The organism is Marinoscillum sp. HNIBRBA16962 (genome assembly GCF_057801515.1).
In genome coordinates, this window is record NZ_CM173603.1 from 4,762,014 (window position 1) to 4,776,163 (window position 14,150).

The 14,150-nt window shown below is 43.4% G+C and carries 14 protein-coding genes; 6 read left to right on the forward strand and 8 right to left on the reverse strand.

What is annotated here, in order from left to right; genetic code table 11:
- Positions 1-506: 506 nt before the first annotated feature.
- The 3 genes from AC3E9V_RS19795 to AC3E9V_RS19805 all read right to left on the reverse strand — a co-directional run bounded on the left by AC3E9V_RS19795 (position 507) and on the right by AC3E9V_RS19805 (position 4,788).
- A complete protein-coding gene (locus AC3E9V_RS19795; protein ID WP_488749896.1) occupies positions 507-3,044 on the reverse strand; it encodes a TonB-dependent receptor domain-containing protein in 2,538 nt (845 codons plus the stop codon).
- Positions 3,041-3,952 carry a FecR family protein gene (locus tag AC3E9V_RS19800; RefSeq protein ID WP_488749897.1) on the reverse strand — a complete coding sequence of 304 codons (912 nt, stop codon included), beginning with the start codon at positions 3,950-3,952 and terminating at the stop codon, positions 3,041-3,043. Before AC3E9V_RS19800 ends, AC3E9V_RS19795 begins: the two co-directional genes overlap by 4 nt.
- Before the next feature lie 314 nt (positions 3,953-4,266).
- The gene (locus tag AC3E9V_RS19805) at positions 4,267-4,788 is read right to left on the reverse strand and encodes an RNA polymerase sigma factor (RefSeq protein ID WP_488749898.1); all 522 of its coding nucleotides are present in this window, start codon (positions 4,786-4,788) and stop codon (positions 4,267-4,269) included.
- A 178-nt stretch (positions 4,789-4,966) separates the two neighbouring features.
- Here AC3E9V_RS19805 and AC3E9V_RS19810 point away from each other — a divergent pair, with 178 nt between their 5' ends.
- From AC3E9V_RS19810 to AC3E9V_RS19820, 3 genes are all read left to right on the forward strand, one after another.
- Positions 4,967-6,421, forward strand: a complete 1,455-nt coding sequence (locus AC3E9V_RS19810; protein ID WP_488749899.1) for a hypothetical protein — start codon at positions 4,967-4,969, stop codon at positions 6,419-6,421.
- Positions 6,422-6,542: 121 nt separating this feature from the next.
- Complete coding sequence (locus AC3E9V_RS19815; RefSeq protein ID WP_488749900.1) at positions 6,543-7,991, forward strand: hypothetical protein; 1,449 nt, start codon at positions 6,543-6,545, stop codon at positions 7,989-7,991.
- A 153-nt stretch (positions 7,992-8,144) separates the two neighbouring features.
- Positions 8,145-8,306 (forward strand): hypothetical protein, encoded by a 162-nt coding sequence (locus AC3E9V_RS19820; RefSeq protein ID WP_488749901.1) that lies wholly within the window; start codon positions 8,145-8,147, stop codon positions 8,304-8,306.
- 166 nt (positions 8,307-8,472) lie between these two features.
- Here the strand turns inward: AC3E9V_RS19820 and AC3E9V_RS19825 are convergent, their stop codons facing one another.
- Positions 8,473-9,192: a tRNA1(Val) (adenine(37)-N6)-methyltransferase gene (locus tag AC3E9V_RS19825; protein ID WP_488749902.1), complete on the reverse strand. Its 720-nt coding sequence runs from the start codon at positions 9,190-9,192 to the stop codon at positions 8,473-8,475.
- 101 nt (positions 9,193-9,293) lie between these two features.
- Between AC3E9V_RS19825 and vapB the strand changes: the two genes are divergently transcribed.
- Both vapB and AC3E9V_RS19835 read left to right on the forward strand, forming a co-directional pair.
- A complete protein-coding gene (vapB, locus tag AC3E9V_RS19830) occupies positions 9,294-9,500 on the forward strand; it encodes a type II toxin-antitoxin system VapB family antitoxin (protein ID WP_488749903.1) in 207 nt (68 codons plus the stop codon).
- Complete coding sequence (locus AC3E9V_RS19835) at positions 9,497-9,880, forward strand: type II toxin-antitoxin system VapC family toxin (protein ID WP_488749904.1); 384 nt, start codon at positions 9,497-9,499, stop codon at positions 9,878-9,880. Before vapB ends, AC3E9V_RS19835 begins: the two co-directional genes overlap by 4 nt.
- Before the next feature lie 229 nt (positions 9,881-10,109).
- Here AC3E9V_RS19835 and rnhA read toward each other — a convergent pair whose 3' ends face one another.
- Positions 10,110-10,565, reverse strand: a complete 456-nt coding sequence (rnhA, locus tag AC3E9V_RS19840) for a ribonuclease HI (protein WP_488749905.1) — start codon at positions 10,563-10,565, stop codon at positions 10,110-10,112.
- On the reverse strand, positions 10,565-11,134 hold the full coding sequence (locus AC3E9V_RS19845; protein WP_488749906.1) for a MarC family protein: 570 nt from the start codon (positions 11,132-11,134) through the stop codon (positions 10,565-10,567). The genes rnhA and AC3E9V_RS19845 overlap by 1 nt, the downstream gene beginning before the upstream one ends.
- Before the next feature lie 90 nt (positions 11,135-11,224).
- Between AC3E9V_RS19845 and AC3E9V_RS19850 the strand changes: the two genes are divergently transcribed.
- On the forward strand, positions 11,225-12,532 hold the full coding sequence (locus AC3E9V_RS19850) for a tetratricopeptide repeat protein (RefSeq protein WP_488749907.1): 1,308 nt from the start codon (positions 11,225-11,227) through the stop codon (positions 12,530-12,532).
- Here AC3E9V_RS19850 and AC3E9V_RS19855 read toward each other — a convergent pair.
- The gene (locus AC3E9V_RS19855; protein WP_488749908.1) at positions 12,529-13,572 is read right to left on the reverse strand and encodes an aminotransferase class V-fold PLP-dependent enzyme; all 1,044 of its coding nucleotides are present in this window, start codon (positions 13,570-13,572) and stop codon (positions 12,529-12,531) included. The genes AC3E9V_RS19850 and AC3E9V_RS19855 overlap by 4 nt on opposite strands.
- A gap of 64 nt (positions 13,573-13,636) precedes the next feature.
- Positions 13,637-14,056, reverse strand: coding sequence for a type II 3-dehydroquinate dehydratase (aroQ, locus tag AC3E9V_RS19860; protein ID WP_488749909.1), 420 nt, complete (start codon positions 14,054-14,056; stop codon positions 13,637-13,639).
- Positions 14,057-14,150 lie beyond the last annotated feature (94 nt).

Below are 14,150 nucleotides of genomic sequence, written 5' to 3' on the forward strand. Positions count from 1 at the left end.
AAAGGGTCCAGAGATAAAGGTCGCGCTACCGGGAAAGAAGGCTGAGGTCTCCGTAATAATAGCCGCGCTTCGGTAGAAGAAGGTGGAGGAGCAAGAGTAGAAAGCCGAGGCATACGTGGAGATAACTGCGCTGAATGAGGAGAAGGCTGAGGTCTGGTTGCTAATGCCTGAGGCCTCCGAGTTGTATCCTGCGGTGCAGTAGAAGAAACCTGCGCTCTCCGTGTGATAAGCTGCGTTCCACGGGAAGCAACCTGCGCTGTTCGGGAAGAAGGTCTCGCTCTCCGAATTGTCGCCCGCGTTACATTTCCAATCTACCTGATCCTACTTTATCAAGTTGAGATTAAGCCAGTAATGGAGGATGGGTTTGATGAATTTTTCCATAACCCCCATCGCCCCCTTTTGCCAAAGGCATCCCCATGGGAGAAGAAAAGGGGGAATATTTGTATCAAACCCATCCTACACTATGATTATGCAACATAACCTGACAAAAGACTAGCCATTTCCGATCACCAAAACACCCTGAAAACAAGATTGGGAGTAATCCCCAGAGAGTAGATCCGGGTATCGATCAGTTCATTTTCCAGACTAGGCGTAGTACGGAACTCACGATTCAGCAGGTTTTTGCGGTTGTAGATATTGAGCACGGATAAGCCAAGCCGGTAATTGACCCGGTTATTTTGACCAAGGGTAAAATCGTATACGGCTGAAAAATCCAACCGGTGATAGACCGGCAGATTCTCTTCATTAATACCACCGTATTCTACAATCACAGGTCCGCCTTCCGTGGCTACTTCGGTGACTTGTGTAAACGCCTTCCCTGTGTGCCAGGTCCAGCCAAGGGAAAACTGCAGGTTTTTGATGTTGTAAAAGTGAGACCATTTCACCTGATGCTCAATGTTCCAGTTCCCAGGGAAAGGCTCGTCGTTATTCAGGCCAAAAAACTTGTTTTCACTATAGATATAGGTGTAGCCCACCCAGCTTTTATAGTGTTCAAATTCCTTCTTAATAAAAAGATCCGTCCCGCGGATTGTGCTGTTTCCGGTACGATACTCATTATCCAGGGGGTTTAAAAAACCGAATGTCAAAGAAGTAACCCCATCAATTTTCTTGTAGTATGCCTCTGCATCGAGATACCAGTCATTATAGCTAAATGTGGCTCCGGTGGTGAGCTGATAACTATCTATAATGGGAAACCGATCTTTTGAAGCCAGCTTCCATAATTGATTTTCCAGCGACAGGTCACTCACTACAGACTCTTTGATCTGACTGATCACCTGCGTTCGGTATTCCCCTGACACACTCAGATAAAGCGGATCGACAATTTTTTGCTGGAAATAGAGCCGTGGCTCCACATACCATTTGTCCAGGCCACTGTAATGATTTACCCTGGCGCCGGCAGCTACATAAGTACGATCTCCTTCAAATTGGTACTCTGTGTACCCGCTATGTGTTTTCACTGTGCGGTTATCCTCATCCAAAACAAGATGGTACAAGGGGCTCATGTCCTCAAAAGCATACCGGGTATTGTTATCCGAATACTCATATCCTGTCAGTAGCTGGTGCTTATCATTGAACTGGTAAGTTAACTCAGACCTCAGCCCCAGATCACGAATAAGGTTTTTCTTGGAAGAAATTTCAGTTGTGTCCTGGGAAGTATTCGAAAAGCGATACAGCAGAAGGTATTTAGCATAGTTGATAGCTGTGCTAAAGGAAAGCCTGTCACTTTTATGAGTCCATTGCAGATTATAACCTTCGTTTTCCGTCCTCAGCTTATCGTTAAACTCCTGGCCAGTGTCCCCGTCTACCGAAGAAAAATCCAGGTCATTTTTATTATAAAGGGTATTGATCCGAAAATTATCTTTCTCTGTAGGCTTGAACACAACACTCGTATTAAAATCATTGAAGTAAAAATCATTTTCGGTAGACTCGGTCTTCGTGGTTACTTCATTGGTGATCTTGGTGTTTTGAAAAACCCTGTCAGAAAACTGCTTATAAGTAAACGTCTCTAATAAATCGGTAAACGATCTCCTCCCCGAAACCAGAACAGATACCTTGTCTTTGACTACCGGTGCATTGATGTATGCGTCTCCATAGATCATGTTAAAACCTGCTCCTCCTGTGAGTCGGCTGGGCACCTCTCCGCTGCTTTGGATATCTATCACGCTGGACACCCTTCCGCCATACCGGGGACTGGTGCCGTTTTTGATAAACTTTACCTTATCAGTAATGTAGGGATTGAATGCTGACAGCATTCCAAAGAAGTGTGCCTGATGATAGGTTTTGATACCATTCCATAGCACCAGGTTTTGATCCGGAGCCCCTCCTCTCACGTGAATACCCGACGCAGTTTCATACGGACTACTCACGCCGGGAGCCTGCTGTATGCTTTGTAAAATATCAGGCTCAATGAGGCCCGGAAGAATTTTCAGGTCCTCAGGCAGGATCTCCATATCCTTTCGTTGCTTGGTGATGCCCACCGTGAGGTAATCCTCTATCGTCAGCTCCTCCAGGAATGAAAAAGCAGATTTCACAATGACCTTTTCACACTCCGAAGAAAGATAATTTCCAGCCTCCTCCTTTTTCGTCACATAGCCGATATGCCGAAAACCAAGGACCTGTCCGTAAGGGACGGTGAGTTCAAAAAAACCCTTTCGATCTGTAATGGCTCCCTGATCCTCGCTCTCGGTCTGTACGACCAGATCAGCCACTGGATCTCCTGACTCATCCATCACATACCCACAAATGGTTATCTGATCTTCAGCCATAAATGGCCGTACTAAAATGTATTGATTACTGACCTGCTCGAAACGAATCTTTGTGATGCCCTCGAGCTCTTTTAAAACGGCAGGGAGTGAAGACTCCCTTACGAAATGTACATCAAGGTACTTATCACTGACCACCTCATCCGCGTAGGAAAACTTTACATCATAAACACTCTGGAGGGAATCAAGCAAATCAGCCAAAGGACGTTCTTTAGCCTCGTCCTGCGCAAACGCACGACACATGCACAGTATCACTAAAATGGTCGACCCTATTGACTTCATGATCTGCTTTCAAGGATGACTGTTTCGCCTTTTATGGTATAATCTATCTGTAAAGATCCTAACACAATTCTTAAAGCGACCTCAAGGTCATCATGCGGAAAACTTCCGCTAAATAGCAGGTTGTTATTTGTCGGTTTATTTTTTATTTCTACGTCGTATTGGTTCTCAAGAGCTATCAGCACATAACCGATCGGCATGCTTCTGAACGTACTCTCCCCATCCATCCATCCGGGTCCGGTCACACCCTTCTCTTCAAAGAAGTTCACTTCATCCCTGACATTTCTGTATGTTTTGCCTGGCACTAACTGCGCAGACTCTTTCCCCGGACTACTAACCTCCACCCTTCCTTCATAGCAGGTTACTTCAAAGAGACCGTCTGAAACTCTTACATTAAACTGAGTGCCCAACACCTTTACCTGACCTGTTTCTGTCTTTACAGTAAAGGTACTTCCTTTGGTGACTTTAAAGAAAGCCTCTCCTTTCAGCTGCAGAATTCTATCATCTTCCCATCCGTGTTTTTTATAGCTAATGGACGAATTAGCATTTAAAGTCACCTCTGAGTCGTCAGGCAGGTTAAAAGCTAATTGATCACCATAGCCGGTTTCCCGGGTGGTCTCCCAGTTCAAAACCACATACACGCCAACAAGAAGGGCCAACACAGCGGCCACAGCATAAGTCCAGAGTGATCGGGTGATGGTTTTCCCGGACGATTTTTTCCCATGCGCTTCCTTCACTCGCTGAAGGAGCCGACCCTCATCAAAGGACGCAGACTGAATCGCTTCGGAACCCTGGATAATCTTTTGATATCGAGGATAATCCGGATCTGCCTGAAAAGATTTGAGCTCCTCTTCGGTCAGTTCATCATTCAGCCATCTGGCCAGGAAAGTATCGTCTTTATTTTCAATCATTTTTTTGCGTCGTTATAAAGGTAACGCTTGTAAGGTGATCACACCCTACCCCTAAGCTAGCTATTAGCTTTTGGCCTCTAGCTTTTTAAAGCTTTTAGCCCATTAGTTAATAATGAGTGATCATTTACTTCACCAAAGTTTTAATGAAACCATTGATCATGTGTTGTTCTTCATGTAATTCTTCAATTAAAATACCCATTCCTCGTTCCCAAATTTTCATTTGTCTAAAATCCTTCATCTGATTTCTTTGTCAAAGCAGCCAGCTAATAGCCAAAAGCTAAAGGCTAACAGCTAAAAGCCAACAGCTACAGAAGCTAAATATCTCCAATCTTTTCCCTCAACTTCAAAAGCGCCTTATGCATCAGCTTTTCAATTGCTTTTACGGAAACCCCCATTACTTCTGCCACCTCTCCATAGGTCTTTTTCTCCACTCTATTCAGTAGATAAGCTTCACGTTGACGTTCCGGCAAAGAAGCAATAGCATCTGTCAGCTGCTCCAGGTATTCCTTCTCTATCGCCACAAACTCAGGGGACTCATTCGTTCGGTCCTTATTATCACTTGAGAATTGAGCCTCATATTTAAGCTTAACCTTATCATGCCGCTTGATACTTGTACTCAGATTAGTAGCAACCGTATAGATATAGCTTTTAGCTTTTTCCAGGGGAACCTTCGCACAATTATTCCAGAGCTTCACAAAAGTCTCCTGTGTCACATCTTCTGCCTCGTCAGCATCTCCAAACTTATAAAACAGGTAATTCCTCAATAGCCGGGAATGCTCCCTGAAGAACGATTCAAACAGACTTTCGTCACATATGGAGTTACTGGTTTTTGGCATAGCAAAGACGGTAGGCTAAAAGTATTGGTTTTTTGCTACATCTCAAATTTTCGAAAAAATCTTCAGGAAATTCTTTTCAGTGAGGGGGTAGGGTATCGGAGTCCGGCTTGCGTTTCACCATCGCTCGGAGGATAAACCTCCCCGCCAAAACAAACTCAAATTTAACTTTTAACAAATTATGAAATCTATTAAGCTTTTTAACCTGATTGTCACACTCTCGGTAATGCTGCTGATGCTAGCCGCCTGTGAGACCGACCTACCTGAAGCCTGCCCTGATGCTCAGTTTACTGTTAACGTGAATGGTGACTCTACCGAATACACCATCACAGCCGATTTTGAAGGAATCGAAGACCTCGTTTACGGTTGGTATGTAAATAACGACCTGGTAGAGACGGAAGATCTGGATGAAGAGCGTAATAATACCTTTGATTTTAGTTTCCAGGCCGGCACATATACGGTATGTATCAAAGCCGAATCAGCCGAGTGCGGCGGTAGTATTGAGTTCTGTCAGGAGGTTGTTGTCAAACGTCATGGTGATGAAAATGATTGTCCTGAGCTAAGTTTTGAAAAGGAAAAGATCGCGGATGAAGCTTACAAATATCTTTTTGAAGCAAACTTCCATGGCAAAGACACGCTTTTCTATGTATGGTATGTGGACGGTGATTCTGTAGAATCCGAATCCATGGATGGAGATCGTCACCACAAATTTGACTACACGTTCGAACCTGGTGAGCACAAAGTATGTATCATCGCAAATACTGACCGGTGTGGCGAACTTGTATTCTGTAAAGAATTTGTAGTAGAGGAATGGTCAGATGACTGCCCTACTCCTGAGTTTACCAAAGAAGCAGATGGCGATTTTGCCTACATGTTTACTGCCACATTTGATGGAAAAGACACCACGCAGTACAAGTGGTATATCAATGGCGAATTTGTGGATAAGGAAAATTTCGAAGGTCACGATACCAATCACAACTTGTACTGGCAATTTGATCCTGGTACCTATACCATCTGTATAGAAACAGTGGCCAACGATCATTGTGAAGCCAGGGAGTATTGCAAGACTATTACTATAGAAGGAGAACACACAGGCTGTCCTGAGCCTCACTTTGAGTATAAAAATCTGGGTGAGAATGAGTACAAATTCTACGCAGAATTTGAAGGACAGGAAAGCACACAATATAAGTGGTTCTTAGATGGTGAAGAAGTGGATGTTGAAAATTCTGAAGGTACTGATACAGACCATAAATACATCCAGGTGCTTGAGCCTGGCACCTATTCTATGTGCCTGATAACCGTAGGAACCGATAATTGTGCAGCGGCGGAGTATTGCCACTCTGTTACCGTAGAAGCGGTCATTACGGACTGTGTAGACCTCTCTTACACTGCTGACGAAATAGAAGGTGGATACAAATTCACGGCTGACTTTGAGCACAAAGACCATGTAACTTATATCTGGAAGGTGTTTATCAATGATGACTTCCAGGAAGAAGAGGTGAGACTTGCCGGAAGTACTCATGACGATCATGAGTTTATCCTGGATGGCATGGAGCCAGGTGTAGAGTATGAAGTTTGTCTGAAGCAGGACGGCTGTGATGAGACGATCACCTGTAATACTTACTCGATTAACTGATGTAAATCCGCTTCACTGCCCGAAGCTGCCCGCCCCCGCGGGTGGCTTCTTTTTACTTTAACCGGGGTTTGATTTGAAACTATGATCAACTATAACTAAAATTAAGCTTAAGCGTGAACGAATGATCCGTAACACAATACTTTTCTTAGCCCTATTTACTCTTTTGGCATTTCAAGCCTGCCTGGATGATGGCGGTCTTGATTTTCCTGATGACGATGGGGAAGATATTGTGGTTACAGAGAGTATTGCTATTGTTTCGCTTTCTAATGCACTGGAAACTCAGTTTCTAAGACCTGAAAATGCATGCCTCAGGTTTGTTTATCCTATCGACCTGGGTTTTAATAACGGAATCACCATTACCGTAGAAAACGAAACCGGGCTGCTGGAAGCGGTTAGAAGCCAGAGCTCAGGCTTTCATGTAAACAGTATCTCGTTTCCTTTTCTAATGACCAGCAAAGACCGGCTCCTTTCCATCGAAAACGAAGAGGACCTGCTGAATGCACTTGGTTTATGCTTCATCCCTACCTTACGAAATGCTTTTGATGAGGTACACAAGCAGTGCTTTAACCTGATTTATCCTATCAAGATGATCAATCGCGCCGGTGAGGAAGTTTTGATAGAAAATAAAGATGATTACTTCATCCTCTATGACGAGGAAGGTCCGGATTACCAGCCGACATTCAAATTCCCGATAGAGCTGGAGGTTTTTTCGGAAGGACAAAAAGTAACGATTAACAACTATTACGACCTCTACCAGGAGCTGAACGGATGCGGCGGATGTCCGGAGGTTGGTTTTGAATATTTACCTGTAGAAGACTTTCAATATCATTTTACCGCCAGCCTTTCTGACATCACTACCACCTTTGACTGGTACATTAACGGCACCAAAGTGCAAAGTGGAGATCCTACCCACGGCTCCATTCTGGACACGATGCTTTTGCCCGGATCATACGAAGTTTGTCTGAAAGGCTATTCTGAAGACTGTGTCGTTGGGGAGCTTTATTGTGAGACGATTACTGTAGCAGAGCGGTGTCCGGTGTTACATTTTGAGCCTTTTCAAAATGAACAAAATCCAAATCTTTATGATTTTGGAGCTTTTTTCGAAGGCAGGGATCTATTGGAATCCTATAAATGGTATATCAATGGAGAATTCTTTGAAGAGGAGCTACCCGGATCGGATGATTCCTTAAAGAATGTACTTATAGAAACTCCTGGTGTATATACTGTATGTATTAAAACGACTACAGATTTCTGCCCTGGCGGTACGGAGTATTGTGAGCCTGTAGCTTTTGGGTGTTTGCCGCTTGATCTTATCACTGAAGAAGAATCAACCTGGTTTGAATTTACTGCAGACTTTGAGGGAAAAGAACTGATCACATATATATGGAGTGTGAAAGTAAACGATGTGAAAGTTGTTGAAGATGAAGTTCGATTCCCGGGATCGGGAGATGATCATAAATATGTATTCCAAAAGTCTATGATGGAACCAGGTGTAGTTTATGAGATATGCCTGAAACAAGACGGACCTTGCCTAGAGCAACAAGTATGCAGACAATTCTTCATCCAGTAACGGTGTAAGTAGTACAAATAAACAACTGCCTCACTGGATATACTCACCGGTTGGCCGGATAAACTTCACGCTTGCCAGAATGATCCAGCGGCTCGTCAGAATGCCCTCACCGATCGGCCGGACGAACTCGACGGTTGTCCAAATGAACTTCAGGTGAGGCCGGATAAGGTTGCCGGTCGCCAGAATGAACTCGCCCGTGGCCCGAATGAACTCCCGGCGCGTCCGGATGAGGTTCAGGGTCGGCCGGATAAGGTTCAGGCGCGGCCGGATGAACTCGCTGGTCGTCCGGATGAGGTTGGGATTCGTTCAAATTGACTTCAGGCTTGCCCGGTATCGCGATTACTAGAAAGCAAACTAATTATTCATGCCATCACTCAGCTTCTTACTTAGAAAACAAGGATTTCACCAACTTAGTGATGGCATGAATTAGTATCCTTATTTAAGAGTCATGACACTAGCAAACAATTCTCCATCCAGTAAACTAAAGGTGCAGGTAGTAATTTGTTAACAACTCCCTGAACTGCTCAGTATAGCCTCCCGCAGGATCACGGATAATAAATTGCTCTTCCTGAGCTTCGCCGCTTTGAAAAGAACACCTGATAATCTTTCTGAAGAGCTTTTGAGGAATATCGAACTTACGGTTATAAATACTCAACTGATGATTCACTTTTAGCTCTCCTTTTTCTAATAATGCGGTCAGTCGATCCGCCTCTTTTGGTGGATATAAAATGTACGCTACCCCATCATCGGAAAGAAGCCGGGCGATTGCTTCAACCAGCTCTCCCTGACTTAAGCTGCTATCATGGCGAGCCTTATTGATGTGTGATTTTTCGGTCTTTAAAGAACGATTGTAAAATGGTGGGTTACAGACGATCAGGTCATAGTGTTTTCCAGGGTAGAATTCCTGGATCTTTGCTTCATGCAAACACAGCCGATCAGTCCAGGGGCTATTCTCAAAGTTGTTTGCAGCCATTTTACCGGCATGACCATCGAACTCTACAGCATCGATATACGCTTCAGGAAATTTCTGAGCCATCATCAGGGCCAACAAACCCGTACCAGCCCCAATATCCAAAATCCGTTTCGGCTGTAAACGTGGATCTACCCACCCTCCAAGAATGCACCCCTCTGTAGTGACTTTCATCCCCACACCCTCCTGCTCAATCCGGAACTGCTTGAATTGGAAGTAGTTGTTAGGCATAACCCTTGCAAGGTACAGTAATCAAAAAACTCTGAGCTTCCGTATATTTACACTGTGGATTCAATTGTTATCAGACCGAAAAGTAAAAAAGAGTGACGCAAATGGAGCATGCACATTTATATTCCAAAATAAGTGTATTACCAAATGACTTAAAGTCAGAGGTAAATGACTTTATTGATTTCTTAATGACAAAAAGAAAAAAAGAGATGGGAAAAAAGAAGCCGAAATTTGGATGTGCGAAAGGACAGATATACATGTCGCCGGATTTTGACGATCTACTGGACGACTTTAATGATTATATGCAATGAATTGCCTTTTAGATACTCATGCCCTTATTTGGTTTCTTAACGGTGATGACAAACTTTCAAGTAATACAAAAGAGGCCATCGAAGATCCTGATAATCTAAAAATGGTCAGCATTGCGTCGATTTGGGAAATCGCTATAAAAATTAGTTTAGACAAATTCAGGTTTAAAAAAGGGTTTAAAAATTTTCTCGAATTGATAGAAGAAAATGGATTTGAGACACTTCCCATTTCATTTGGACATGTGATTACATTATCGAATTTAAAATTTATCCATCGAGATCCATTCGATAGGTTAATCGTCGCCCAGGCTATAACTGAGGAATTGACAATTATGAGCAAAGATGAACACATTGGAAAATATGATGTGAAAATTATGTGGTGAACAAAGACTCCCACCGGAGTATCGGTACTGGAGCGACCTTAGCTCAATAGCATTGCCTAAAGCTAAAGGGCACGCATCGCGCTGACATCTCCTTTTGCTGAGGGCTTGCCTGCGGCAAGCCTTTGGCGACCGAAGGGTAAGTGAAATATTCAGCATCGCCTGGTTTATCAAGTTTTGGAGGGAGAAAAAACAGTGAAAATCATTCGCATGTGGACACCCTATGAATAGTCTACCCATTCCCCTCCTCAAAAACTTTATCAACCTTTAAGCGATCGCCTTCTGCAGCCTGTACAGCCAGCTGGTCGCACCGTTCGTTTTCCGGGTGTCCTGCATGGCCCTTCACCCACTCAAACCGAACCCGGTGCTTATAGTACACCTTCAAAAAGCGCTCCCAGAGGTCTGCATTCTTTTTTCCTTTAAAGCCCTTGGCTACCCAGTTTTTCACCCAGCCTTTTTCCACCGCATCCACTACATATTTGGAGTCTGAGTATACCAGCACTTCCCATCCCGGCTTTTTGATCAGCTCAAGCGCTTTGATCACAGCCAGCAGTTCCATTCGGTTGTTTGTGGTCCGCCGAAAGCCTTCTGATAATTCTTTTCGCTTTCCCCGGTAGTCCAGTATTGCTCCATACCCACCCGGACCGGGATTTCCTTTTGCTGCTCCATCCGTGTATATTTTGATCATTAAGCCAGTAAGTAAGTTTTAAAGATCTTGATTGCGATAGACAGCAAGATAATACCAAATACTTTTCTGAGGATATTAAATCCGGCATTCCCGATCTTCCGCTCCAGCCAATTGCTGGTCTTTAAGACGATATACACAAAAAGAAGATTAACCACCACACCTACGAGAATATTAGGGGTTTGATACAGTGATTTTAAAGAGATCAGTGTGGTGATGGTCCCCGCACCGGCTATTAGGGGAAATGCCAACGGCACTATCGATGAAGAGGATAAATCCTCAGAATCGGTTTTAAAAAAGTGAATGCCCAGCACCATCTCCAGACCAATGAAAAACATGATCAGGGCACCTGCTATAGCAAAAGACCCGATATCAATTCCGAAAAGTTTCAAAATACTTTCCCCCAGAAAAAGGAAAGCAATCATGATAACACCGGAAACTACCGTAGCCTTTTCTGACTGAACATGCCCGGCCTTTTTCCGTAAGTCAATTATAATCGGAACGCTACCCAGTATATCAATAACTGAAAAAAGAATCAGCGTAACTGAAATTATTTCTTTAAAATTGAACATCCGCTCATAAATTTTAGCGCAAAACTAACTTGGTTTATAGCTACCGTAAATGTTTTTTAGTCAATTTGCAGAAAAATAATCTTGAATAAGATGACCAAATATTTTCTCTTTATTTCCTGTCTAGTTATTTGCTTCACAGCCGTATCCCAGCCTGGGTGGAACTGGCCAGAAGATCCTGAAGCAGAGAAAATGGCAAAAGAAAAACAAGCATACTACAAGGTGCAGATAGAGCTGGATAATTACAACGGAGCTTTCAACACGCTGAACTACCTGTACACTGAAGTGCCAAACCTGAATGAATCGATCTATATCGATGGAGCCAAAGTGATAGATAAGATCCTCGACGGTAAAATCTCAGCTACCAGAGAAAAAAAACTGGAGGATTCGCTGCTGTGGACATTTGATATGAGAGTAAAATATTTTGACAATGATGAAGCTGCGATTGACAGAAAAGCGTACACAGCTTTTAAAAGATACTATAAAGATCCGTCTAAATATCCTCTTTTAAGAAAGCTGTACCAGGACCTTTTTGCATTAGATGCAAAGTATATATCAGATTTTAACCTCACCCCATACATGACCCTTGCTAACTACTATTACAAATCAAATCCGGAAGAACTATCCGCTGAGGATGTGCTCGATATTCATCAAACCATCACATCAGTCATTGATGCAAAAATATCCGGAGGTGGAAACGCTGAGAAGCTTCAGAAAGAGCAGGACAAAATAGATGCATTCCTCAGTGCAATTGGCGATATCCTGAGCTGCGATTTTATTAAGCAAAACCTTGTTCCAAAATTTAATGCCGACCCTGAAAACCTAAACATCGCCAAAAAAATATTCTCCTATTCACTCAAAGCCAAATGCACGGATGAGTCATACTTTACCAACGCCGGCGAAACGCTTTTTAAATCCGAGCCTTCCTTTCAACTAGCCAAAGCTTTAGGTGACAAATCGTACGCCGCTGAAAATTATGATAAAGCACTGGAATACTACAACAGGGCACAGGAGATGACCCAGGATACTGACATGAAATTTGATGCGTATATGGGGCAAGCCAGCACATACGCTAAAAAAGGGCTCAAGAGCAAAGCCCGGTCTTTTGCTTACGAGGCTCTAAGTGTAAAACCCGGCGCCAGCGAAGCCTTTAACCTGATTGGGAACCTGTATTTCACCAGCTATGAAGAGTGTAAAGGTGGAGAGAGTAGGGTAAAAGACAGAGCCGTTTTTATTGCTGCTTATGAAATGTATCAAAAAGCCGGAAACGCCGAGCAAATGGAAGCTTCGAAAGCACAGTTTCCGTCTATTGAAGAAATCTTCAACGAAAGCTATGAGGAAGGGCAGAAAATAACGGTGGATTGCTGGATCAATGAGTCTGTAGTAATACAGCGTCGTTAATAATACTTCAGAAAGAAATCTATAAGCTTTTCAACTTCTTTCGTTTTAATCGCCGGAAAGTTGGCAATCCGGAACGAGGAACTCTTCCAGGGGCCATAGCCATTACCCAGGATAATACCCCGATCTCTGGCCTTCGCTTTGATCTTTTCCGGTGAATTGGCTTTAAGCGCCAGTACAGTGGTGGATCGTACTTTCTGATTCTCTATGAGAAAATCAATCCCCTCCAGATTACCGAAAAGCCTTTCATATTCCTGATACCTGGCTGTCAGCTTTTCATCGCTGTATTTAATTCCCCTCGATGCTTGCTGGGTTCTGTTGAGAAGATAGATATTCAGAACATTCGGTGTATAGGAGGTTTGATTTTTTCTGGCATTTTCCAGTATCCTGAGCAGGCTGTTATAATGTTTATTTTCCCCAATTTTCTCAGCCACATTCACAGCCAGTGGAGACAAGATCATAAATCCCATACCAGCGGGTAACCCCAGGCACTTTTGCACCGACCCATACCACACATCCGCCAGCTGATAATCCAGCATAATACCCCCAAAAGAAGAAGTGGCATCCACAGCTATCAACCCATCTACCTCCTCTCGCAGCATTTTGAGATAACTCATCCCTACCTGCGTCGCATTAGACGTCTCATTTTGAGTTACACAATATACATCTGCTTTCTTCACCTCACCTGTTGGTAGTACCTCATTGATTCCAAACTGAGTTCGCTCGTTCTCCTTAAGCTTGCTGGTATAATCTGCCCATTTTTCACCAAAAGCTCCATTGAAGAAATGCTGGCTTTTATTCCGGATCAGTGATTGAGCAATGATCTCCCAACATTCAGTGGCTGAGGAGGTAAAAACAATTTCATAATCTGAAGGAATAAGCAATTTTTCTCGTAATGCACCTTTGGTTTCCTCCATCAGTTTCATAAACTCCTCACTCCGGTGATTGATGGACATTATTCCATCCATATATGCTTCATAGATATATTCGGTGATGTTGGAATATACCCTTGATGGGCCGGGATAGAAATTGGCGTGTTTCATTTAAAGTTAATCGATTATCAGTCTATGTCTTAAATTTTCACCGGCACATTCTCAAAAATCTTTATTACTCTCCAGTGAGGTATCTCAGCGCCAGCTCGTAACCTTTCATTCCAAGCCCTGAGATAATTCCCCTGGCCTTTGCTCCGGTGTAAGTATGATGTCTGAAAGTTTCCCTGGCATGAATATTTGAAATATGGACCTCTACTACCGGCGATTTGATAGCGGCAATGGCATCAGCCAGAGCCACAGAGGTATGCGTATACCCGGCCAGGTTTACCACTATGCCATCATAGTCAAAACCCACCTCATGAAGCTTATCGACCAGAGCTCCCTCATGATTCGACTGGAAGTATTCAAGTGAATGACCGGAAAACAATTTCTTCAACCCATCAAAGTAATCCTCAAATCGCTGATTGCCATAGACATCCACCTCCCTGGTCCCCAGGAGGTTCAGGTTAGGTCCGTTGATAATGATTAGCTTCATAATGCTCTGACTTAATTGGTATTACTGTTGCAAACAAACAACATGTACTTAAAAAGATTAGCAAGTACGCTCACATTTTACTGAATAAATTAGC

What these genes read in the sequence shown, in the direction of transcription:
- aroQ (WP_488749909.1), bottom strand. Translation starts at nt 14,056, where the DNA reads ATGAAGCTAATCATTATCAACGGACCTAACCTGAACCTCCTGGGGACC.
- rnhA (WP_488749905.1), bottom strand. Translation starts at nt 10,565, where the DNA reads ATGATCAAAATATACACGGATGGAGCAGCAAAAGGAAATCCCGGTCCG.
- AC3E9V_RS19800 (WP_488749897.1), bottom strand. Translation starts at nt 3,952, where the DNA reads ATGATTGAAAATAAAGACGATACTTTCCTGGCCAGATGGCTGAATGAT.
- vapB (WP_488749903.1), top strand. Translation starts at nt 9,294, where the DNA reads ATGGAGCATGCACATTTATATTCCAAAATAAGTGTATTACCAAATGAC.
- AC3E9V_RS19835 (WP_488749904.1), top strand. Translation starts at nt 9,497, where the DNA reads ATGAATTGCCTTTTAGATACTCATGCCCTTATTTGGTTTCTTAACGGT.
- AC3E9V_RS19845 (WP_488749906.1), bottom strand. Translation starts at nt 11,134, where the DNA reads ATGTTCAATTTTAAAGAAATAATTTCAGTTACGCTGATTCTTTTTTCA.
- AC3E9V_RS19825 (WP_488749902.1), bottom strand. Translation starts at nt 9,192, where the DNA reads ATGCCTAACAACTACTTCCAATTCAAGCAGTTCCGGATTGAGCAGGAG.
- AC3E9V_RS19795 (WP_488749896.1), bottom strand. Translation starts at nt 3,044, where the DNA reads ATGAAGTCAATAGGGTCGACCATTTTAGTGATACTGTGCATGTGTCGT.
- AC3E9V_RS19805 (WP_488749898.1), bottom strand. Translation starts at nt 4,788, where the DNA reads ATGCCAAAAACCAGTAACTCCATATGTGACGAAAGTCTGTTTGAATCG.
- AC3E9V_RS19850 (WP_488749907.1), top strand. Translation starts at nt 11,225, where the DNA reads ATGACCAAATATTTTCTCTTTATTTCCTGTCTAGTTATTTGCTTCACA.
- AC3E9V_RS19855 (WP_488749908.1), bottom strand. Translation starts at nt 13,572, where the DNA reads ATGAAACACGCCAATTTCTATCCCGGCCCATCAAGGGTATATTCCAAC.
- AC3E9V_RS19815 (WP_488749900.1), top strand. Translation starts at nt 6,543, where the DNA reads ATGATCCGTAACACAATACTTTTCTTAGCCCTATTTACTCTTTTGGCA.
- AC3E9V_RS19810 (WP_488749899.1), top strand. Translation starts at nt 4,967, where the DNA reads ATGAAATCTATTAAGCTTTTTAACCTGATTGTCACACTCTCGGTAATG.